The following is a 23,442-nucleotide window of genomic DNA, read 5'->3' on the forward strand; positions in this document are numbered from 1 at the left end:
TGTAGAGTAGGACACTCGGTCAGCCTCCTATCGCACGGTGAGTCAACGATTGACCCATAACGCCATTCAACGTCTTTTGCTCAAACGCTTCGCCCTCGCTGCGGCCACCTATGGATTGGCTTTGCTGCTGCTGTGGCTGGCGTTTTTCACCGGGCATTACCCGCAATCACTGAACAGCGTGGCCATCGGCAGCGCGCTGGTGGTGATCTGCCAGGCGACGTTGTTTGCGCTGTTCTGGTCCGGGCGCAACCAGCGCTTTGCCGACCCCAGCCTGACCGAAGCGCAAGTGCTGCTCGGGCTCGGCTGGCAGACCTGGCTGATCGCTCATCTGGACGAAGCACGCGGCGCGTTTCTGGTGTTCTACGTGCTGATCCTGCTGTTCGGCCTGTTTCATTTAACCCGTCGCGCGTTCATTCGTTGTGCGCTGCTGGTGTTTTTCAGTTTCTGTGCGATCACCCTCTGGGACGGCTACCACTTCCGTCTGCCGGATCCGGCGCTGGCGGCGTTGCAGGTGTGCATTCTGGCGATGGTCCTGGCGTGGCTGGTGATTTACGCACGCTTTGTCCAGGTCTCACGACAACGCATGCGCCAGCGCCGGTTTGCCCTGCAGGCGCATCAGGACACCCTGCGCGGCATGATGCGCCAGCTCGAAGATCTGGTGGCCACCGATGAGTTGACCGGGCTGTTCAACCGCCGGCATTTTCTGCGTCTGGCTTCCCGCGAACTCGACGACATGGAGCCGGGTGTGGTTCACGGTCTGGCGCTGATCGATCTCGACCATTTCAAGCGCATCAACGATTTGCACGGCCATGCCGCCGGCGATCAGGTGTTGCAGGCATTCGCTGGCGTGGCGGGTGCCTGTCTGCGTGACGGCGACGTGCTGGCGCGTTACGGTGGCGAGGAGTTCGTGGTGTTGCTGCCCGACTGCGATGCCGAACGCTTGACTGCTTGCTGTGAACGCCTGCGCATTGCTTTCACCGACGTTGAACTGGTGGGGCTGAATGTGCGCAACCTCAGCCTCTCGGCGGGCATGACCCTGCTGGAACTGGGCGATGATCTGGACGATGCCTTGCAGCGCGCCGATCAGGCGCTGTACCGGGCCAAGCGCGACGGGCGCAATCGCTGTGCAGCGGCGTGGGAGAATGTGGATGCCTGAACTTCGGGTCGGTGACCGGCAATGGTCGGTGACGGCGGGCAGCAATTTGCTCGACGCGCTGAATCAGCACGGCGTCGCGGTGCCTTACAGCTGCCGCGCCGGCAGTTGCCATGCCTGTCTGGTGCAGTGCGTGAACGGCTTGCCCGCCGACAGTCGCCCGGACGCCTTGAGTGCTGAACAGCGCCAGGAAGGCTGGCGGCTGGCCTGTCAGTGCCAGGTCACGCAAGACTTGCAGGTACACACGTTCGACCCGCTCACTGACGGTCGCCCGGCGCTGGTCGAGGCGCTGGACTGGCTCAGCGACAACGTGCTGCGTTTGCGCCTGACCCCGCAACGACCGCTGCGCTACAGCGCCGGGCAACATCTGGTGCTGTGGATCAACCACATCGCCCGACCGTATTCGCTGGCGAGTCTGCCGCAGGAAGACCGCTATCTCGAATTCCACCTCGACTGTCGCCAGCCCGGCGAATTCAGCGATGCGGCGCGGCGCCTGCAGATCGGCGACACGATCCGCCTCGGCGAGCTGCGCGGCGGCGCCCTGCATTACGACCCGGACTGGCACGCGCGCCCGCTGTGGCTGCTGGCCGCCGGCACCGGGCTGGGGCCACTGTTCGGCGTGCTGCGCGAAGCCTTGCGTCAGGATCACCAAGGCGCCATCCGCGTCATTCACCTGGCTCATGACGCGCGCGAGCACTATCTGGCCAAACCTCTGGCGGCGCTCGCCGCGCAGCGCGAAAACCTCAGCGTCGAGCTATGGACGGCGGCCGAGTCAGCCGCCGCTTTGGCGCAACTGCGCCTTGTTTCACGGCAGACCCTGGCCTTAGTCTGCGGCTCAACGGCCAGCGTCGATGCGTTTGCCAAGCGTCTGTACCTGGCCGGACTGCCGCGCAATCAACTGCTGGCCGATGTGTTTTTGTCCCGCCGTTAAGCGCTGATCCTTTTGGAGCAAAGCGGAACCCTGTGGCGAGGGGATTTATCCCCGATGGGCTGCGCAGCGGCCCCAGGATTTTGTGAGTGCTGCGCACTCAATCGGGGATAAATCCCCTCACCACAGAAGTTTTGCCTCACCAAAAAAGAACTTTGTCAGCCCTTTTTAATGTTGAGTAACGCTGATGACCGAAGCCATCCTGCTGGAACGCGAACGCGGTTTGCTTACCCTGCGCCTCAACCGCCCGGACAAGAAAAACGCCCTGACCCGCGCGATGTACAGTCGCCTTGCCGAGGCCCTGAAGCAGGCCGACAGCGATCCTGAAATCAATGCCGTGCTGATCACTGGCAGCGCCGAATGCTTCACCGCCGGCAACGACATCGCCGACTTCATCCAGCAACCGCCGAGCGACCTCGACAGCCCGGTGTTCCACTTCATGCTCAATCTGCTCGAATGCCGCAAGCCGGTGATCGCCGCCGTGGCAGGCGCGGCGGTGGGCATCGGCACCACGTTGCTACTGCATTGCGATCTGGTTTACGTCAGCCGCGATGCGCGGTTGCGCATGCCGTTCGTCAACCTGGGGCTGTGCCCGGAGTTCGGTTCCAGCCTGATCCTGCCGCGTTTGCTCGGGCAGGCCAAAGCGGCCGAGTTGTTGTTGCTCGGCGAAGGCTTCACGGGGGAGCAAGCGGCGCAGTGGGGCATCGCCAGCGAGGCGCTGGGCAGCGGCGAAGCGGCGCTGAACAAGGCGCGGGAGATGGCGTTGCGTTTCGATGAATTGCCGCCGGACGCGGTGCGCATCAGCAAGCAATTGATGAGGGCACCGGATCGCGAGTTGATTCGTAAGGTGATCGAGGAGGAGGGCGCGCTGTTCACCCAACGCTTGCGCTCGCCGGAGGCGTTGGCGGCATTGACCGGGTTTATCAAGCGGCATTGATAGGTTCGCTGGCCGGGCTGGCCTCATCGCTGGCAAGCCAGCTCCCACAGTTTTTGTGGTGGATGCAAGATCTGTGATCACCGCCTAGCCCTGTGGGAGCTGACTTGCCAGCGATGAGGCCAGAGCCGATACAAAATCTGTTGGATCCGAATGCAAAAAGCCCCGACACTCACATGCCGGGGCTTTTGTTTTTCAGCGAATCACTCAGACCTGTGGATCGCCCACGTGCAGGATCTTCATGCCGTTGGTGCCACCGGTGGTGTGGTAGCTGTCGCCCTTGGTCAGGATGACCCAGTCGCCTTTTTCCACGACGCCGCGCTTGACCAGCTCGTCGATGGCTTTCTGGCTGACTTCGTTCGGGGCCAGTGAAGCCGGATCGAACGGAACGGTGTACACGCCACGGAACATCGCCGCGCGGGCCTGGGCTTCGCGGTGCGGGGTGAAGCAGTAGATCGGCACCGACGAACGGATACGCGACATGATCAGCGGGGTGTAGCCGCTCTCGGTCAGCGCGATGATCGCCTTGACGCCCGGGAAGTGGTTGGCGGTGTACATGGTCGCCAACGCAATGCTCTCGTCGCAGCGCTCGAATTCCTTGCCGATGCGGTGGCTGGAGGTCTTGCTGGTCGGGTGCTTCTCGGCGCCAACGCAGATGCGCGCCATGGCCTGCACGGCTTCCAGCGGATAAGCGCCGGCAGCGGATTCGGCAGACAGCATCACGGCGTCGGTGTAGTCGAGCACGGCGTTGGCCACGTCGGACACTTCGGCGCGGGTCGGCATCGGGTTCTGGATCATCGACTCCATCATCTGGGTCGCCACGATCACCGCTTTGTTGTGGCGGCGTGCGTGCAGAATGATCTTCTTCTGAATGCCCACCAGCTCGGCGTCGCCGATTTCCACACCGAGGTCGCCACGGGCAACCATGACGGCGTCGGAGGCCTTGATCAGACCGTCGAGGGTTTCGTCATCGGCCACGGCTTCGGCGCGTTCGATCTTCGCCACCAGCCAGGCAGTGCCGCCGGCTTCGTCGCGCAGTTGACGGGCGTAGTTCATGTCGGCCGCATCACGCGGGAAGGACACGGCGAGGTAGTCGACTTCCATTTCGGCGGCGAGCTTGATGTCGGCCTTGTCTTTTTCAGTCAGGGCTGGCGCGGTCAGGCCGCCGCCGCGACGGTTGATGCCTTTGTGGTCGGACAGCGGGCCGCCGATGGTCACGATGCAGTGCAGTTCGGTCGCGGTGGCGGTTTCGACGCGCATCACCACGCGGCCGTCGTCGAGCAGCAACTCGTCGCCCACGCCGCAGTCCTTGACCAGATCCGGGTAGTCGATGCCGACCACTTGCTGGTTGCCTTCGGTCAGCGGATGGCTGGTGGAGAAGGTGAACTTGTCACCGATCTTCAGCTCGATGCGCTTGTTGGCGAATTTGGCGATACGGATTTTCGGGCCTTGCAGGTCACCCAGCAGGGCGACGAAGCGACCGTGCTTGGCCGCGAGGTCACGCACCAGCTTCGCGCGAGCCTTGTGCTCGTCGGGGGTGCCGTGGGAGAAGTTCAGACGGGCGACGTCCAGACCAGCCAGAATCAGCTGTTCGAGAACTTCCGGCGAGTTACTGGCCGGGCCAAGGGTAGCGACGATTTTGGTACGACGGACGGACATGCAAAGACTCCTCAGGTTCAAGCGCTCGCAGAGGCTACTACGCTCTTTGGGTGTAGTCATTGTTCGTTTGCACTACTTATTGTTTTCTTTATTGAACGCGACAATCGGAACAAAGGGCTCTGAAGATTTCTCGCCCGAGGTCGATAATGATCACAAGACAGGAGAATACCCCATGCGATTCGTGCCCATTGCCGCCCTTGCCCTCAGCGTCCTCGCCGTCACGGGCTGCACCCGTTGGTCGATGAACCATCATCTGAACAATGCCTACAGCGCTTATGACCGGGGCAATTGCGAGCAGGTGATGCTCGAACTGTCCAAGGTCGAACGCGCCAGCCGGGCCCGCCCGTATGTGTGGCCGGAAGTGTCGATGATGCGTGGCCAGTGTCTGGAACGGCAAAAAATGTACATCGACGCCGCGCAGACCTACCAGTTCATCATCGCCTCGTACCCCAACAGCGAATACGCCTTCCGTGCTCGCGCGCGCCTGGAAACCCTGCAGAGCCTGGGCCATTACCCGACGCGCAGCGCAGTGGCCGTGCCAGGTCCGCAACGCTTCTGATGCCGGGTGTCATACAAACGCTGGCTGACTGTACAAGCTGAGCTATAGTCCAGTGATCCGGTTCGCGCCTGGCGTCTGAACCGGGGCAACACCTGCGACTGGTAGAGGTTGAGGTGATGGCGTATTGGCGACCGTCACACCGGGAGCGGGGAGAGCGTGTCTGCGAGACAGGCACGTTCCGAAGCAAAGGTGCGGCTCCGTGATGGAGCCTTGCATGGCGTACTGCGCATGTTTACCGACCGCCGAATCGAACGGCATCAACTGCCGTACTTCCTCCGGGTGTACAACAGCGTCACCGACAAACCCATCGGTTTTCTGGGCAACGTGTCCGAAGACGGGTTGATGCTCATCAGTCAGTTGCCGATGATGATCGGCGCCGAATTCCATCTACGCCTGAAAATCCCTGCCAGCGATGCTTGCCAGCAGGTGATCGACCTCAACGCGTGTTGCCTGTGGTGCCAGGAAGACGCCACACCGTTGCATTACGATGCCGGCTTCAGCCTGCAATGCCCGCCTCCGGAATACGGGCAACTGGTCGAGGCGCTGCGCCAGTACTTCAGCTTCCAGCCATTGCCGGCTTCGGCCTGACTTCGGCGGCGCTCGCACGATTGCAATCGCGGGCAAGCCGGCTCCCACAGTGTTCTCGGTTGATCAAAGCGTTTGTGCACACTACAAATCCCTGTGGGAGCGGGCTTGCCCGCGAATGCATCAGCCCAGACAACGTCTATTCATGAGCTGACCCACAGCAATCGCCCGCTCACTGTCCAGCGTCTTCTGCGCCGCAACGGGGAACATCTGCATGCCGCGATCCACGGAATTGCGCGAGGGTGGCGGCTGGACGCAAGTTCAGTCGACCGGGGGAAACCATCACTAAAAACCGTTGCGCCCCAAGGCGACCTGCGACAGCCACCATCGAGTGCGGGGATAGGGAATACCCGACTTGATGACGCTTATGCACATTGGTGAACCCCCCGGGCGACTGAACCCGACCACTGATTGGCAGCGGCACGGATCACGTTACGGGGCATCGGCAAGGCGCACAAGCCGGCGGATTCTGACGGATCTGTAGGCAAAGGCACAAGGCGATGTAGTTTGCTGCGGGTGTCGAAATAGGGCGTGGAAAGCCTTAGCTGTTCTAGTAATCAAACAATGTTTTTTTTAGATGAATTGGATCTTTTGAACTGTCAGTTCTGACAGTGGTTGCGCGCAATGAGCACACGTATGTTGATCCCACAACGTGAGCGATCCATTGCCCGGAGCACTGCCGACATGAACGAAACCGTCGAGGACGACGAGAAAGGACGAGCCTGGCTTGAGACTGAAAAGGTTCAGATCAGTGTCGCTCAGGTCACGAAACTGGCAGACGGATCACTCAAGGAACTGGGCGATGGAGCGCAGTTTTCCGAGGTGTTCTGGGCGGATGCGGTCGAAACATCGCTTTACCAGACCCACCCCCGAGTGCCGCAGCTGCAAACTCAGATGGTGTGCCGGTACAAGTTCGAATCCGGACGCATCTATGTGAAGACCTTGCGTTACAAAATGACCACGCGCTCCGGGAACTGGTATCGCGCCAATATCGATGTGGGTCTTCAAGCTCGTGACTGGGTTCGCAAGGACTCCCCTGACTCCATGCGTCAGGACACCCAATGGCACGATTACGAAGTTCTGCTCGACTCCCCGCTCGGTCCTCCTGATTATGGCGTGTCGCTGGCAATCAGGGTTGACTACGACGGAACCAACAACGATGTTGAACCCCACGAAGGCTGGGGCCTTGATATCTATCCAGCACAGAAACCGATCATTGAGGTTCCGACTTCCGGAGCCGAGATCGATGTCGAGAAGCCGTTCACTGTTTCCGGTAGAAACGGGCTTGTCCCCGGCACAATTCACTTGAAGTGTCAGTACAACGGTACCGAAATTCCAGTGGGTACTGCTCCTGTCCTGAGCAACGGGAGGTGGAATACCTCCATCGGGTTGCCACCCGGCGTATTGGCTTTCTACGCCGAGCAAATCATTGGCAACCAGAACTCCGGTAAGTCCAATATCGTTAACCTCAAGCCAAGGTACGTGGCACCACGCGTCGACTCTCCGGCGAACGGCGCTGTGCTTCAGTCGGCCAGCGGATTGCTGATCAAAGGCCGAGGCACGCCAGGCAAAGTCATCGATGTGATGACACCGGGGGGCGCTGTGTTACACGCCACGACAACCGTCAAGCCTGACGATACATGGGAAGCATCATTCAACCAGTCCAACTACCCTGACGGCGGTCGCGTCGATATCACGGCTGGCCACCGTGACATGAATGATTGGACCACTCCGCAATTCTTCACCTTGCTTCTGCGCCCGACAATCACGACGCCGGCCGAAGGCGCAGTGACCGATCCGAGAGGCACAATCGCTGGGGGGCGAGCTGTTTCAGGCGCCGTCGTCGAAGTCCTCAAGGATTTAGAACATTCATTCAAGATTGGCCAGGGCACAGCAGATAGCAACGGACAATGGCGGGTCACGACGTTCACCCGAGACATGCCGTTCGGTTCGTTCACGATCGTCGCAAAGCAAACGGTGTCAGGGGTTACTTCCGATGCGGGTCCGCCACGTACTTTCAAGGTTCGCCCGCCCGCACTGACCGCAGTCAGCGTCATCTACCCGACACTCACTACTATCGAGTTTTCCGGTGCAGGGCTTACCAACGCCACAGTCGAGATCACGATTGTCAAAGGCCCGGCAGGTGCGACGCTGCCACCTGCTGTAGTTGTGTCCGCAGGCAGTTGGAGAGCAACTTCACAGAACTGGCCCATCGGCGACTACGATCTGAAGATCGTGCAGAAGGTTTCCGATAACGCCGGGGGCTGGATTCCCTCCCACGAGTACCTGTTCAAGACTTCATCGAAGTTGCCGGCGCCCACGGAGGTGACTTACACCGTTTCCAATTACACCCCCACCTTCACCGGAAAGGGCGTTACCAACGCATCGGTCGAGGTTACCGACGAGGCCAATGGCAATGCGGTTGCGCCGGCAACCACCGTCACGGCGCAAGGCTGGTCGACCCGGGCTTCTCAAGCCTGGGCGCCAGGTTCGACGCGCACGGTACTCATCCTGCAAAAACTGGGTAATGCGGTGTCGGATGCGGTAAAGCGGATCATCAATATCGACCGTTTTCCAGCGCCAACCGACCTGTCTTATACGGTGGTCGATTACACGCCGATACTCACTGGCAAGGGGATCAGTGGCGCGACGGTGCACGTGACGGACAAGGCTACCGGAGCGGCGATTGCGCCGCCGGCATCGGTATCGGCTCAGGTTTGGTCGGCACAGGCATCTGCACGCTGGGAACCGAACACCACCAAGGTGGTGCTATTGGTGCAAAAGGACGGTGCGCTGGCTTCCGACCCGGTGGAAATGACGATCACCGTGCCGCTGCTGGCCCCCATCATCACTGCCGTCGAGGACGATGGACTGTCACCGAAAATCTCCGGCACCTGCTGGCCCGGCGCGACGTTGAGCCTGAAGTACAGCGACAGTGCGACCGAGCACCGGCCGGTCGGCACCAGCGGCACATGGACCTTCAAGCGCGACGCGGGATTCGCTCCGGACAAGCAGCACACCGTGACAGTGATCCAGACCATTGCCGGACGTCCTTCGCCGCCAGTTTCGCAAGCGTTTTCGGTCAGCCCGGAAAAACCGGTCATCACCGAGCCGGGTGAAAACGCAGACACCCACTACGACATGACCGTGCGCGGTATCAACGGCTACAGCGGTGCGACGTTGCAACTGCGGGACGCGCAATTCGGGCGGAATCTGGGTGAGCCGAAACGGCTGACCACTCATGGCGCCTGGTTCGTCGAACTGAAAAAACTCGAGTTTCGCAAATACCAGATCGATGCCGTGCAAACCATTGCTGGCAGACCCTCTTTGCCCAGTGCCGTGCGCAGCTATTTTGTAGTGGTGGTGCCGCCGGTCATCGAGGTGCCGGCGCCGAATCAATCGCTGGCCCGTACCTCGACGCTTTCGGGCACCGCCGAACCCTTTGGTCAAGTGACGATCTGGCGTGAAAATCCGAGTGAAATCCTGCTCGATAAAGTTCCGGTCGACTCTTTGGGAAAATGGCGTGCCGAGGTAACGTCGCCGGTCGGCAATTACACCGTAAAAGGCCGGCAATTTCTCGAGACCCACGAGTCAAAGGAAAGCGCTCCGCGCACTTACAAAGTGGTGCCTGCCGCCCCCGTTATCGAAAGCCCCGGGCGAGGCGTGCATGTCGGTCGTCAGGTCGTTGTGTCCGGCTTCGGCTATCCGGGTGACACCGTTCTTGTGACGCTGACAGGCAACGGAGGCACGGTGCGAGCGAGCGCTCCGGTGCTTGAAGACCGTACCTGGTCATTGATGCTTGAAACGGGGCAGTCCCTCGGCCCCGCGGATCTGGTGGCGGTGGCTTCGCGTGATGATTTCCAATCTGCCGCCTCGGCTGCACTTCCAGTGGTACTGGGCACATATTTGCCAGCGTTCGATGAACCGGCGCCGGGGTTCTGGGTAGAAAATCCGTTGCGCTTCGTCGGCAAAGGCCGCACGGGCGTCGGGCGCGTAGTGCCCTGGTTCAACCCTGAAACCGTGCTGAGCGCAGGCATTGCCGTCACTGCTGAAGGCTGGTGCGGCGAGGCCACGCAACCCCTGCTCCCGGGCGGCCAGTGGTGTCGATTCCAACAAACCATCACCGACGCAGCGGATGGCTCGACCGTATCCGACTGGGTTGAAAGCGAGCGTTTCGAGATAGCGTCGATTGCTCCGGGAGCCCGACCATGACCGAGCCTTTGATCCGCCCAGTGCAGCAGTGGCTGAAACAAGTATTCAGTGACGAACAGCGGGAAAGCTACGCCGATTTTTGTGAACACCTCGAAAACGGTGGTTCGATTTTTCCGCTGGTCGAGCAAGGCGTTCAGGGGCTGGTCAAGCATTACCGGTTGAACCCCGACGATGCGCAGACCTTTTTACGCAGAGCCAACAGCCTGGCTGTTTTTGTCCGGCGCCGGTTCATCGAACACTCGTTGAGCGGTTCGAACGCCCGGGTCACCCGCCCCGCCAGCGGTCTGTTGTCGAGGGTCGAAGGGCCAAGCTACGAGCAACTGTTCTCCCCAGATTTCGATGGCCTGTGCCCGCCGCAGGCACTGGAGTCAATCGTCTCCCCGGTGGCCTACCTGATCGAGCTGTTGCGCTGGATCGAGGAGAAAATATACGCCGTTGGCAGCGCCGAAAAACTCGATTTGCATAGGCGTCGTCAGGATCTGAAGAGGCTGCTGGTTGACTTCAATGCCGTGCATCAGGCGGTGTCGGCGCTGGACATCATCGTCCCGGTGCTCGAAACGTTCATCAAGGAAAACGATAACACTGCTGACCTCGAAGAGGCGTTGATCCAGATCCGTTATCCCAACGGTCTGCCGTACTACCAGCACTGGGTCACGCTTGATTTTGTCGCCCGTGAACACGGCTTGTCGGTGGGCAATATCGTCCAGATGGTGGATTTGGCCTATCCCTACTTCCTGCAGCCCGAGGCGTGGGACAACGATGCAGGTCGCGCCTTTACCCATGCGTCGCGGTTGGGGCCTCACCAGCGTGAACTGTTGACGGAAGCGCCCACTGACGAGGCAAACAAACTCGAATATTACCAACGCAACTTTGGTACGACCGAAGAAGATTGGCAGGACCTCAATCAGGTGAAGTTCTTTGGCCAGCAAACAGGGCTGGACACCCGGGATATCGAGTCGTTGCTGTCGATTCGCGAATTCGCCCCGACGCGTTCGGCCAACGTCACCGTGTATGAAAGCGAGCAACCGGGCGCTGACGAGAGCCAGCGATCCGGCTCGGTGTATCTCAATGCCGCGACCAGCCCGGCACTCGGCATTGCTTACAGTGAAGACAGCGCAACTTTTCTGCATCGTTTTACACAAGACCCGGACACCATTGACCGCTACGAGCGAATGAATCGCAAGTTGCGCCTGGATCGATGGCTGGAGCTGCCCAGCGAGCAGGTGGATGCGTTGTTGACGGCGGCGATCAGGGCAGAGGCACGTCAGGCGAAACTGGCAGACCCGTGGTGGATTTCCACCCATCAGGTGCAGGCCCTTGGCTTGTTTCATTCGCTGCGTGAACGTTATGGCTGTTCGGCAGAGGACTTCGCGGTATTTATCGATGAAATCCCGATTTACGGCCGTGCCGATGCCCTGTCACTGTTCGATCGTACCTTCAACAGCCAGGGCAATTATCGTCAGCCGCTGGTGCTGGACGGCGAAGCATTTGCGACGCTGCCGGTGCAGTCTGGGGCGGAGCTGACGATCAGCCAGTTGTGCAGCGGATTGGCTATCGATCTGCAGACGTATGCCTACCTTGCGGTCGCGATCGAACGGGCACACGGGTTTAACGGCACGCTCTGGCGCACCCCGGCAGTCATTTCGAGTTTCTACCGATTGGTGAAGTTGCCACGGTTACTGGGCATCACCCCGGTCGAAGGGGTGCTGATGCTGACCCTGTTGGGTGGCGAGCGCTGGGTCGACGGGCTCGCAGGCGTACCGCGCCTGTACACACGGCTCGAAACCGAAACCCCACCGGATGTGCTCAATCTGATTGATGCCCTGCACGCCTGTGTTTCCTGGTGCAGGGATCGCGAAATCCCTGTCCTGTGGATGTTGAATCAGGTGGCACCGCTGCAGGCGCTGGCGGTGGCCACGCAAGCTGAGCGTCGGTTGTTTGAGCAGATTCTCAACCTGCTGCCGGCGACGCTGTTCAACAATGCCGGGTTGTCGATGGCTGGCGTACCCTCGCTGGAGGGGCTGGACTGGCTGCAATTGCTGACCAAGCTGGTCGACCACAAGGGGTTGATCATCGATCTGCAATTACCCGAGGCCCAATACTTGAGCCTTGCCCGGGAGATTTTCGACCAGGCCATCAGGGAAGGGCTGGGCGAGGACGATGCCAGTGTTCGGGGCGCGCTTGTCGAGCGAATGCTTGGCGTGCTGTTGCAGGCGCGGGAAGCGCAGTTCTCGGTCGCCAGGGAGTGCCTGGTGGCGTACACCGGCCTTGATATCGAACGCGGATTGCTGATGCTGACCTGGGCAAAGTCCACGGTTTATCAATTGTTGTCTCAGGTCAGCGCGCGTGCCGATCGTGATGCCGCTGATGCGCTCAGCCACGCTGCACGTGCTTCTGAACAACCCGACCCGCTGCTGAGCCTGTTGGCTGATGTGCGACGTCGCAGCGCCGTGACGAACAAGCTGGATCTGTCTGCGGTGTTGCTCGAAGATTTTCTGCAATACGGCCATAAGGCCTGGATGGCTCAGAACGATCGACATCTGCTGTCTATCCGTACCCTGTATTACCTGAGCACACTGGGTCGGGCTTTCGAGCTGAGCGAGCAGCCGGCCGGCAAACTGCTCGATTACCTGCGTCAGGTCAATGCATTGCCCAGCCCTCTGACAGGCGATGCGTTGCGCCTGGCACAGGAAGCGGCCGCGTTGCGGTTGGCGGCGTTTTTCGACTGGAGCGTGCAGGAGGTGCGTGAGTGTGTCAGCCGCATCGACCCGACGTTGAAGATTCTCAAGACACTGCCCCAGCTCGATTTGCTGATGCGCATCCGCGTATTGGCCCGGGACAGCGGCATGGATGCCCTGACGATTTTCCTCGTGGGAAACCTGCCACAGACCGTAGACAGGGAGGCTTATCGAGTCGCTGCCGAGCGCTCGCTGTTCAGCCTTTCAGGCAACCGTGAGTCGGAGGGCGCCTTCGCCGATGAGGTAGCGCAACCGCTGGTCACCATGACCTGTGTTGTAGACAAGACTGAGGTGGTGGCCGGCAAACCCGGCGAGAAAGTGACGTTTACCGTGACGCTGCGCGATGCCGACAAGCGGCCATTGAGGGGTGTCAATGTGTACTGGCAGGTGAGCCTCGGCACACTTGCGACCAAGGCCACCGATGTCGACGGAACGGTATCGGTCGAGTATCTGCCGGGCAAGGTCATGGGGCAGGAAACGCCACTGTTCTGGCTTGACCTGATCGACGCGCAACAGGCTCCGACCATCAACATCTCCGATGACCCCGAGACGCTCTCCTTCCCGGGACCATTAACGTCTCTGGTGCCGCTGGAGCCGGTTCCTGCGGGGCAGGAAGTCGCGTTGTACGCCACGCTGCGCGACAACTATCGAAACCCCGGGCGCAACCGTCTGGTGCGCTGGTTTGCCGTACCCGTCAGCGGCAGTAGCGGCTCGGCGGTGATCCGTCCCGAACAGAATTATGCCGATGCCGAGGGGATTACACGGGTGTACGTGTCGAGTTCGTCCGGTGGCACGTTCACTTTCAGCGTGCGCTGCGATGCCAATAACAGCGAAATATTTTTTGACCCGGTCACTTTCACCGAAGCCCCGATTCTCCAATGACAGCGTTGGTTGACGCAGCGTTCACCCCACGACTCAGGACAAGACCATGACCCAACGCAAATTGTCTCCCTTGTTGGAAAAACGCCGCGCAGCATTGGTCGAGTACTGCATCGGTCAGGCTGCCAGGAAGAATTACCCTTTCGTGAAAACGCCGCAGGATCTGTTCGAGTTATTGCGCATGGATCCGCTGGACAACTACCCGGTGCAAAGTTCATGGGTTGCCGAGGCGACCAGTTGCGCGCAGCAATTCATTCATGCGGCTTATCGCAAGCTTGAGCCAGGCTACCAAGACACCGCATTCCCGGCGGCGGAATTGAAGCTCTGGGAGCTGTACAGCAATTACCCCGACTGGGCGGCGCTGGCGTTGATCGCGGTCTATCCGGAAAACTTCATCAATCCCTTTGTGCGGCAACGCAAGACACGTCTGTTCAAGGCGCTGGAAAATGATTTGAATCAGACGCGTCTGACCGACGATTCGGTGCGGCGTGCGTTGCAGGGATATCTCAAGGCATTCGAACAGACCTGCAATCTGGACGTTATCAGCGCCTGTCTGGATGGCGATTCGCCAAGCCGTGCAACTTACTATTTCGTTGGTCGTCAGCGGGTGCAGCCGTTGCAGTATTACTGGCGCAAGGCCGACATCGAACTCACTGCTGCCGGTAATCCAGTCAACCCGGCGACATGGAGTGAATGGCAACCTATCGACATTCCGGTGGGGGGCCGGGTTCTGGATTTACGGCCGTTGTTCTGGGCGGGACGCATGTGTCTGGTGTGGGCCGAATGGCGCGACCAGGTGGGTAAAAAAGGGGAGGACGGCTATTTGCCCCCCAAGCTGGATATCAACCTGGCGTTCATGAGCCAGAACGCGGAATGGTCTGCACCCCTGAGCTTGTACAGCGCTGATCAGGACAGTGATACCGGTGCGGGTGCCCGGTTGCTGGCGATGACGTTGGCCGATGACCTCATTCACCCCAAGGGACGGCTGGGTGTATTGCTCACCAGCCCGGCGGGTCTGAACATACGCGCCACCCGTGATGTGTTTTTTCGTCCGCTGGCCGAAGACGACGGCACTTGGCTCAATCATCTGGCCACTCATCGCTTCACCGATATTTTGACCTTGCAACATCCGCTGACACCGAAGAATCAGCCAGTGGTCGCGATCAAGAGTGAGACTTCGGGGGCGCTGACGGATTATTACGGGCTGCAGGCGGTGTTTTCGGAGGAGGGCACAGAGGATTTTCTCTGGGTCAGGGGGCTGTGTCGGGAAAAGGGCGGAATCACCAGCGAAGTTGCCGAGTTTGAGCTGGCGTTCCGCGATGGTGCAGAAGGTGACCCTACACCTGTCAAGGCTTCAAAACCGGTTGCAGGGGGGTGGGCCACCGACTGGATGCACCTCAAGCGCTTGAAAGGAGGATTCACCGGGTTGTTCGAGTTCTCGTTGAGCAACGCCGAACAAGGCAGCAGGCAATTTACAGTCTCGCTGACCGGGATCACCCGTTTCGTGCCGCCGACGCTGGAAAAAAATACGCTGAATGCCGCGCAGTTCATCGGATTCAGACAGCCCGACATGTTGCCCCGCACACGCTTGAACTCGCTGTTCGGCCCGGAGCTGGTGCTGCGGAGCAATATTTCCGTGGATGCCGTACTGGACTGGGACACCCAGTTCCTGACGGAACCCCCTCCAGCTGCGGGTCCGATCGCTGAGCCGAACGGGGCGTTCGACGGGGCCAATGGTCTGTATTTCTGGGAGCTGTTTTTTCATCTGCCGCATTTGGTGGCGACCCGTTTGCGGGCTGAGGATCGCTATCTGGAGGCGCAGAACTGGCTGCATTATGTGTTCGATCCGCAAGCCGTTGAAACGTCGGTCGAACCGAAGAAGCCTCGTTATTGGCGCTGCCGTCCCCTGGCGAGCGAGGGGAACGCCGGGTACGAAACGCAGATGCCCACCGATCCTGATGCGATTGCCTATGCCGCGCCACGACACTATCGGATTCTGGTGTTCACCGAATACGTGAGAAACCTGGTCGCGTGGGGCGACTGGTACTACCGCCAGCTCACCCGCGATGCGCTGGTGGCGGCAAAACTGTGTTACGTACAAGCCGAGTTTCTGATGGGCAAACCGCCCTTTGCCCGAGCGGTGACTCGCTGGCAAGCGCGGACGGTAGATGACTTGTTGAAGCAGAGCACGAACCGCCCGACGCTCGAACAGTTCGAGCAGGAACTGCAGTTTTCTCCGGCAGACATTCCTCCGGCTGCCGAAGCGTCACCGTTGTTGGGCCTGCTGGCGAACGAGCCGTTCAAACTGCCGATCAACGAACAGTTGCTTGATCTGTTCGACTGGCCGGGCCAGCGTCTGAACAACCTGCGCAACAATCTGACCCTGGATGGCAAGCTACTGGATGTTCCGCTGTTCAGCCCGCCCACCGATCCCGACCAATTGTTGCGTGATCTGGCCGCTGGCGGGGTTGGCATGCCGCGGCCGATGGGCGGACGTCTGGTGGTGGGCGCCTTCCGCTGGCGGGTCACCTACGAGGCGGCCTTGCGCGCCGTGCAGACCTTGCAGGATTACGGCAGCCAGGTTTTGCGCCTGCTGGAACAGCGCGATCGGGCCGAGCAGGAAGAACTGCAACAAGAGCATCTCAAGGAACTGGGCGAATACGCCCACGCGATTCAAGAACAATCCATTGCCCAGCTTGAAGCGGGGCTCACGGCCCTGAGGCAGAGTCAGGCCATGGCCAGGCAGCGGGCCGATCGATACAAGGCCTGGTACGACGAACACATCAGCGATGCCGAATACCAGGTCATGGAAAAGCTGCAGGCCGTCAAATGGATGAATGCCGGGACGCACGCGATCAAGACCGGAGGCGCGGTCGTGGGGGCCCTGCCGAGCATTTTCGGCATGGCCAACGGTGGCCATCGTCCAGAAAAAGTCGCCGATGCCGTGGTTTTTGGTCTGGAAATCGGCGCGATGCTGTTGCAGGTCGACGCGGATAAACAGGCCATCACCGAAAGCTACCGCCTGCGCCGCAGAGAGTGGGAATTGCAACGCGATCAGGCATTGGCCGAAGTCGCGGCGCTGGCCGAGCAGATCACCGCGCAAACATTCGCCCTCGAAGCGGCCAGGACGAGTCTGGAGCAAACCCGGCGGGCCAACGGTCAGGCTCTGACGCTCTACAACTATCTGAAAAAACGTGCGACCAACGCAGAATTGTTCGGTTGGCTTCTGGGTCAGCTCAAGGCCTTGCACTATCAGGCTTACGATGCGGTGGTCAGTCTATGCCTGAGTGCCCGTGCGTCGTTGAGTGCTGAAACCGGCGATTACGAAACCGCGGAAGCGTTACCGCAGGTCTGGCTGGACAACCGTCACGGATTGACCGCCGGTGAGCATTTGCGCGAATACCTGCTGCGCATGGATCGCCTGTACCTGCAAAGCCATGAGCGCCGTCTGGAGCGGGTCAAGACCGTTTCGTTGCGACGGTTGTTCGATGACCGGGTTGATCCGCAGACGGGTTTTTCCGACTGGGCCCAGGCACTAAAAGAGCTGATCGACAAGGGCACGCTGGAGTTTCAGCTGACGCAGCTGTCATTCGATCGCGATCACCCCGGCGAGTATTGCCGGCAGATCAACCTGGTCGAGATCGATCTGCCCGGACTGCTCGGACCTTATCAGGATGTACAGGCGACGCTGCTGCAGATTGGCAGCATGACCGCTACCCAGGCCTCGGCACGCTCGGTCGAGTACCTGCATCAGCCGGCGGGCAAGGTGGCGCCGGCCGAGGTGCTGTTCAACTTGCGCAGTGGTCAGCAGATCGGTTTATCGGCAGGGCTCGCCGACACCGGCATGAACGCCGGTAAACCGGACGAGGGCTTGCTCAACCCGTTCGAGAACACCGGCGCGGTTTCGCGCTGGCAGTTGCACTTTCCTTGGCCCAAAAGCGAGGGGCAAGCGTCGATGCTCGAATCGCTTACCGACATCATTGTGCGCGTCCGGTACACGGCCAAGGCCGGTGAGCCGACGTTTACCCTCGCTGTCAAAGACCTGGTCACCCGGGCGCTGACTTCCCGCCAGTCACGTAATAATCAAGGAGCAGACCATCATGTTTGAACCGGTGATTCAGGCTAATGACAGTCTGGTGCTCAATGGGGATTTCCGTGAGGCTCTGAAGTTCTGGGAAAAGGGCGACAATCCCCGTGAGATTTCAGTCACCGGCGAGGTGTATGAAGATGTGCAGATTAAAGTGCTTACTGCGGGAAACTGTGCCTCTGTCTCTCAACAGTTCACTTTACCTTTGGAACCGGGTGCCAGCGCCAGGTATGTGCTGAGTTTTCTGTATGAAACGCGGCACACCGACCCGGGAAAAATGCTCATCACGGCTGAAAATGGCACCCTGTTGAGAGAAATACGGCTGCCGCCGGGCGACCCTCGCAACTCTGCAGAAGATCAGATCCGGATTGCCAGTGGGCAGCCGCTGGAATTCAAACCGAAGATCTACAACGCTCCGTTCGATCTGCCGGTGCAGCGCCAGGACAAGATTCGCCTCACAATCGTCGCTCCGGCCAATGCTGATCCCGAGGACTATCACCTGCAGGTTGTGATCACCCGCATTCGCCTGGACTTGCACCTTGCGCTGCCGCAGATGCGCACGGTTAGGGTAGACGCAGAGCACTTGTTGCCTGGCGAGTCGGTTTTTCTAGGTCTGGGCGCAACGGAGGACTTGCAGCACCGACTTGAGTTCATACTCGCCCCCGACAGTCCCTGGCTGCACACCAAAGCTGCGTTGGTGTGCGATGACAATCCACAAGGCGCCATTATTGCGACCCCTGACTGGGGCGTGGATCAACCACTCGATTCACCGTGGTTCCTTCAATGCCCGTTGATCGGTGACCAGGAACCTTACTTGTTCACGGTGCAACTGGTGAACCAGTTCACCGCCGAGCCTTACTCGATGCAGGTCTCGCTGGGGCATCACCGGCTGATGTTCGGTGAGGTGCTGGAGGCCGCGTATTTCCCGGTGCTGGAGTTGGAGCAATCAGTGCGTCTGGGGGTGCGAGTGGCGTCCTGGTACACCGGTCAGTTTCTGGCTGGGCGCACGGTGACCTGGGCCACAGAAGAGCGGGGGGTTCTGAGCACGACACCGACCGATCGGGAAGGCTGGGCGTATTTCGATTATCTGCCCGTTGCAGCAGGCGACATCGTCATTCTGGCCTCGGTGGCGAGCCCTTACTACGCCAGCGGGGTCGAGACCACGAAGCTGGACGTTCGTGTGCTGGCGACCGATCCATGGAAGGACGTACTGGCCGTGGTAGAAGGCGATGCCTCGCCCTGGGCGCAAAAGACCGGTTATCCCAATCGGGGTTCGACTTATCAGCTGAGTGTGCGGCTGCCTGAGGCGTTACGTGGCACCGAACTGGCGATGCGCTGGGAAGGCGATTCTGCGGCACAGTTGGGTGTGCGGGTACGTCCCGAGCTGGAGGAATGGGTGCCGTCCGACGCCGCTGACTTGAGCTGGGAACTGGACTGCCGGGACGAGCTTGACGGGCGTTTCCAGCTGCTGCTGTCGTGCTCGAAGTTGCTACTGCGTTCAAACGGGAAACAGATGTCATTGGCACGCAACCTGGTGCGCATTGGCGACGTTCAGGAGGCCAACAAGTTTCCCGTGGTGGACGAAGGCGAAAGTGTTCTGTTGCGGGTGCAGGTGGTGCATGTGGTCACCAGCGGCGACGGCGAGCCGGTCAACAATGCACGGGTGGACTGGCAGACGCCCGAAGGCACGATTGTCACCCGATCGGGGCTCGGCGGCTGGGCCAGTGTGCTGTATCAACCGAGCCGCGCCGGTGAGCTGCTGGTGACCGCTCGCGTGCGGGCACACGATGACGCGGTGCCGATGGAGCGAACGTTTGCAGTGACGGCGCTGGCCAGCAGTCCGTGGAAGAATCAGGTCAGGATTTTGTTCGACGATGTCGCAGTCGATCTGGCCGAGTTGGGGTTGCTGTGCTGGCGCGGAGCCCCCCACACACTGAAAGTCGAACCCACGGCCGGCAGTGTGCTGCTTGACCAGATGGTGACGCTGCAATGGCGGGGGGAGTCGCCGGGAATCGGGTTGACCGTCACGTCTATCGGCGAGCCGCGCAAGCTTGAGGCAAAAGGGCTGGAGTGGACGTTCAGTTCGCAGGTCGCCTCGAGTACCAGCAGTCTGTTCAGCCTGACCTTGAGCAGTCCGGTGCTGGCCGCACCCCGGGAGTTGTTCGGTCGGCTGATCTCTACGGAGCTTGTAGATGAACTGACGGTGATGCTGGATCAGATGACTGCGACCATCGCCAGTCAGAGAATGTTTCCTTGCATCGGGGCCACGCACAGCTTGCGCTACCTGCCCAATGCCTTGAGCCCTCTGGTGGGGCTGCAGGGGACGTTGATGTGGCTGGGAACCCCGGCTGAAGAGCTGGACGCGAGCGTCGAGCCTCCGCTCGATACTGCCCGGCCACTCGAAGACGGCGGTGTCGGATGGGTACTGGACTTCAGCGCGAGCAAGGTCTCCGGCACCTTTATGCTGGGTCTTTATTTGCCGGCATTGAACCTGTCCATGACCGCCAACCCGATGCAGCTCGGCCACAACAAGTTGCGAATCGAAGACTGGCGTGAGTCTGCGGTCGATGCCGTCCTTGGCAAGGATAAAGCCTGGAGCTGGATCCGGGTGGTCTCGGCTTTCACCCACCAGGCAGTCGCGCAGGTGGCGGTGCAGTGGACGAGCGCAATCGGCTCCGACACTGTCGCCAGCGATGACCTCGGCTGGTCGGGGTTTGGCCTGCTGCCGGTTACGGCGGGTCAGCAGGAGGTGGTGGCTAACGTGCACAGCCGCTTTGATGGCTACGAAGAGCAGCGTGCCCTGTCCTTTACGGCACTTGCCCGTGACCCTTGGGAGGATGTGCGGGTGCGGTTCGATGGGCATGATGAACATCCATGGGGCAGTCACACCTTCTTTCCGCGACGCAACGGTTCACATGTCGTCGAAGTGCTGTTCCCGGACAACAGCCCGTTACTGGAGCAGGATCTGACCTTGGGATCGACCGGTACCGGGCCCGTGGAACTGGGGCTGAGTTTCGAACCCGCACTCGGCGCGCCACGCCAGCCTTCAGCCTTCGGTTTTCTGCGCTATTCCTTGCGTTGCGCCGACCTGAAGGACGGCAGCTTCGCGCTGCGCCTTGGAGCCGAGCGCCTCGCCAGCCTGTCGCCGGCCAACGCGATGTCGTTGGGGGAGGGCGCGCAGGTGTGGAAGCTTCTTACCAGTAGCAGCGCTCAGCAAGTACTGGAATGGGAGCAGGAACTGGTCGAGCAGGTGAAAGTGGTGTCGTCCGTTTCCGGTCAAGGTATTGCCGGCGTATTGGTGACCTGGCGCAACGAAGATCTGGGGACGACCACCAGTCTGACCGACTTTTATGGTGTTGCCACTGTGCGCTTCAAACCGCAGACGCCGGGCCCGGCGGTAGTGACGGCGAAGGTGGGAGAGACGGCGCATGGGGAATCGGTTGAGCTGCGGTATACGCTTGAAGAACCGCGCGTCATCAGCGAATTGTACGAACCGGAAGACTCTCGTTTGCCACCCAATGAGGAACGCGCGCAAGCCATCGCCAAAGTGGTGTCGGCACGCACCGGTTTGCCGCTGGCGGGGGTGCAGGTGCGCTGGGATTTTGCTGGCAGTGCCTTGACGCCGTCGGTGACGGATGAGGAGGGGCTTGCGCGTTTGACCTTTACCTATTCTGCTGAGCAGGATGCCATATTGTCTGCCACGGTCAGTGGTGGAGTGGGCGGTTGGGATATGGCGCAGTTGGTGTATGGCGGGCTGGTGCCGGTGATTGAGTCGTTGACCAGTTGGTACAGTGACATCAACTTGGGGCAGTCAGTCAGCGCGGTTGTGCGTGTAGTTTCCCGGAATGATGGCCAACCGCTGGAAGGGATTAAAGTCCGGTGGCGGATCCCTGGTCTGGATTTGCCTGTCACCGCCACAAATGAGGATGGCAAGTCGACACTGCAACTGAGCCCGAACGAGTTGGGGCCGAACAGGCTCGAAGCGACTGTTGGTCTTGGAAGTTCCAAAACATGGACTTTCTACGTATTCGATCCTGCACAAATTCCCATGTTTGAGCGCATCACTAATCTCTCACCGCAAAATGTTGTCGGCAGCGAGGCACATGTCGAAGTCAGAATCATAGACCAGCAGACACGGCTGCCTGTAGCCAACAGAAATATTGCGTGGTTCTATTCGAATTTGTCGCTGGCCTCGATGAGGTCCGACGCTGACGGGATCGCCTACGTCAAATTCATCTTCCCGCGAGCAGGTCGGGAAAAACTGAGCGCCCAAACCTTTTTGGCCTTCGTGGAGCTGTTCATTACCGTAACTGAGAACTTGTGAGGGAACGGCAGACGGGCTCAGAGCGTACCGGCCTTCTTCCAGTTGAGGTACTCAGTAACCAGTGCGGCGCTCAGCTCTGCGGGTTGTACATCAAGCACTTGGACTGCCTGCGCATTCAACTGCTCATGCAGCTCGGCCCGGGCATTGAGGTAATCCACCGTGCCGCAATAAGCCAGTGCTTCGGGCAGCGTTTGTACCGGAGCATTGCGCACGCGATCTAGGGTTTCCTCGCGCAGGCTGACCACCAGCACTTGATGCTGCTGGCTCAGACGTTTGACGCTGGCGAGAAGGTCTTCAGTGTCCTCGTCACGCAGGTTGGTCAGCAGCACGATCAGCGCCCGGCGCTTCTGCCGCGCCAACAGCTGATTGGTCGCGGTTGAATAGTCGGCAGGACGCTGACTGCTGTCCAGATCATAAACGGCGTTGAGCAGGACCTTGAGCTGACTGGCACCCTTGATCGGCGCGAGAAAACGCGGTTGCGCGACGGCGAATGTGCTCAGCCCCACGGCATCACCCTGACGCAGGGCCACGTGGCTCAGCAGCAGACACGCATTCAGCGCATGGTCGAAATGCGACAGCTCACCATCCTGGCTGCGCATTTGCCGGCCGCAATCGAGCATGAACATGAGCTGTTGATCACGCTCGTCCTGATACTCGCGGGCAATCGGCGTGCGCTGACGGGCGGTGGCTTTCCAGTCGATCTGGCGCAGGCTGTCGCCCTCGTGAAATTCGCGCAGTTGATGAAATTCCATCCCCTGGCCACGACGCTGGCGCTGACGTACGCCGAGCTGGCTGAGCCAATTGTCCACTGCGAGCAGTTCGCCGCCGTACAGCCGGGCGAAGTCGGGATAGACGCGGATCTCGCCGCGCACGTCGAGCAGGCGTTTGCCTGTCCACAGACCGAACGGGCTGGGCAGATTGATTTCGCAATGCTCGAAGCTGAAGTGGCCACGCTTGAGCGGGCGCAGGCGATAGCCGACCTCGCTGTATTGCCCGGGTTGCAGTTCGACCGCCAGCGGCAGGTTTTCGAAGCTCAGCCCCCGTGGCACATGGTCGAAAATATCCACCGCAACCGGTTCTTTGAAGTCATGGCTGAGCTGCAGCCGTGCCTCGCTCCAGCGTCCGAGCGCCAGGCTGCCGGGCGTCTGGCGCTGTATACGCGGCGACGGCAGGTGGCTGAGGCGCAGCGCATCGATGATCGCCAGTACCAGCAGCGCCAGGAGCAAGCCCCAGTTGACCGCCGACAGCGGGGCGGGCACGTCGATGTCGAGGGCTTGCAGGGTGCCCGTGAGGATACCGATGAGGCACAGGGCGGCGAGCCAGATCAATAACAGGCGCGAAGGTTTCATGGCGCTGTACCGGGTTGTCTGCTGAAAAGATCGCA

At 60.3% G+C, this 23,442-nt stretch carries 11 protein-coding genes; 9 read left to right on the top strand and 2 right to left on the bottom strand.

The window, feature by feature from the left end:
* Positions 1-49 precede the first annotated feature (49 nt).
* The 3 genes from OC71_RS10940 (at position 50) to OC71_RS10950 (ending at position 3,018) form a co-directional block, all read left to right on the top strand.
* A complete protein-coding gene (locus tag OC71_RS10940; protein ID WP_041068481.1) occupies positions 50-1,156 on the top strand; it encodes a GGDEF domain-containing protein in 1,107 nt (368 codons plus the stop codon).
* Complete coding sequence (locus OC71_RS10945) at positions 1,149-2,084, top strand: iron-sulfur-binding ferredoxin reductase (RefSeq protein WP_041068483.1); 936 nt, start codon at positions 1,149-1,151, stop codon at positions 2,082-2,084. Before OC71_RS10940 ends, OC71_RS10945 begins: the two co-directional genes overlap by 8 nt.
* 184 nt (positions 2,085-2,268) lie before the next feature.
* A complete protein-coding gene (locus OC71_RS10950) occupies positions 2,269-3,018 on the top strand; it encodes an enoyl-CoA hydratase-related protein (protein ID WP_041068485.1) in 750 nt (249 codons plus the stop codon).
* Between the two features lie 204 nt (positions 3,019-3,222).
* Here the strand turns inward: OC71_RS10950 and pyk are convergent, their stop codons facing one another.
* A complete protein-coding gene (gene pyk, locus OC71_RS10955) occupies positions 3,223-4,674 on the bottom strand; it encodes a pyruvate kinase (RefSeq protein WP_041068487.1) in 1,452 nt (483 codons plus the stop codon).
* Between the two features lie 172 nt (positions 4,675-4,846).
* Here pyk and OC71_RS10960 point away from each other — a divergent pair, with 172 nt between their 5' ends.
* The 6 genes from OC71_RS10960 to OC71_RS10985 all read left to right on the top strand — a co-directional run bounded on the left by OC71_RS10960 (position 4,847) and on the right by OC71_RS10985 (position 22,058).
* Positions 4,847-5,233 (top strand): tol-pal system YbgF family protein, encoded by a 387-nt coding sequence (locus OC71_RS10960; protein ID WP_041068489.1) that lies wholly within the window; start codon positions 4,847-4,849, stop codon positions 5,231-5,233.
* Positions 5,234-5,461: 228 nt separating this feature from the next.
* Positions 5,462-5,821: a PilZ domain-containing protein gene (locus OC71_RS10965; protein WP_041068491.1), complete on the top strand. Its 360-nt coding sequence runs from the start codon at positions 5,462-5,464 to the stop codon at positions 5,819-5,821.
* A gap of 681 nt (positions 5,822-6,502) precedes the next feature.
* Positions 6,503-10,030: a hypothetical protein gene (locus OC71_RS26800; RefSeq protein WP_152620444.1), complete on the top strand. Its 3,528-nt coding sequence runs from the start codon at positions 6,503-6,505 to the stop codon at positions 10,028-10,030.
* Positions 10,027-13,650 carry a Tc toxin subunit A gene (locus OC71_RS10975; RefSeq protein ID WP_041068493.1) on the top strand — a complete coding sequence of 1,208 codons (3,624 nt, stop codon included), beginning with the start codon at positions 10,027-10,029 and terminating at the stop codon, positions 13,648-13,650. Before OC71_RS26800 ends, OC71_RS10975 begins: the two co-directional genes overlap by 4 nt.
* A gap of 46 nt (positions 13,651-13,696) precedes the next feature.
* A complete protein-coding gene (locus OC71_RS10980; RefSeq protein WP_041068495.1) occupies positions 13,697-17,755 on the top strand; it encodes a neuraminidase-like domain-containing protein in 4,059 nt (1,352 codons plus the stop codon).
* Complete coding sequence (locus OC71_RS10985; RefSeq protein WP_052510594.1) at positions 17,748-22,058, top strand: hypothetical protein; 4,311 nt, start codon at positions 17,748-17,750, stop codon at positions 22,056-22,058. The genes OC71_RS10980 and OC71_RS10985 overlap by 8 nt, the downstream gene beginning before the upstream one ends.
* A 17-nt stretch (positions 22,059-22,075) precedes the next feature.
* Here the strand turns inward: OC71_RS10985 and OC71_RS10990 are convergent, their stop codons facing one another.
* Positions 22,076-23,407 carry a DUF58 domain-containing protein gene (locus tag OC71_RS10990; protein WP_041068497.1) on the bottom strand — a complete coding sequence of 444 codons (1,332 nt, stop codon included), beginning with the start codon at positions 23,405-23,407 and terminating at the stop codon, positions 22,076-22,078.
* Between the last annotated feature and the right edge of the window lie 35 nt (positions 23,408-23,442).

Origin of the sequence: Pseudomonas sp. W15Feb9B (assembly GCF_000828175.1) — a bacterium.
In the GTDB taxonomy this organism is placed as follows: domain Bacteria; phylum Pseudomonadota; class Gammaproteobacteria; order Pseudomonadales; family Pseudomonadaceae; genus Aquipseudomonas; species Aquipseudomonas parakoreensis.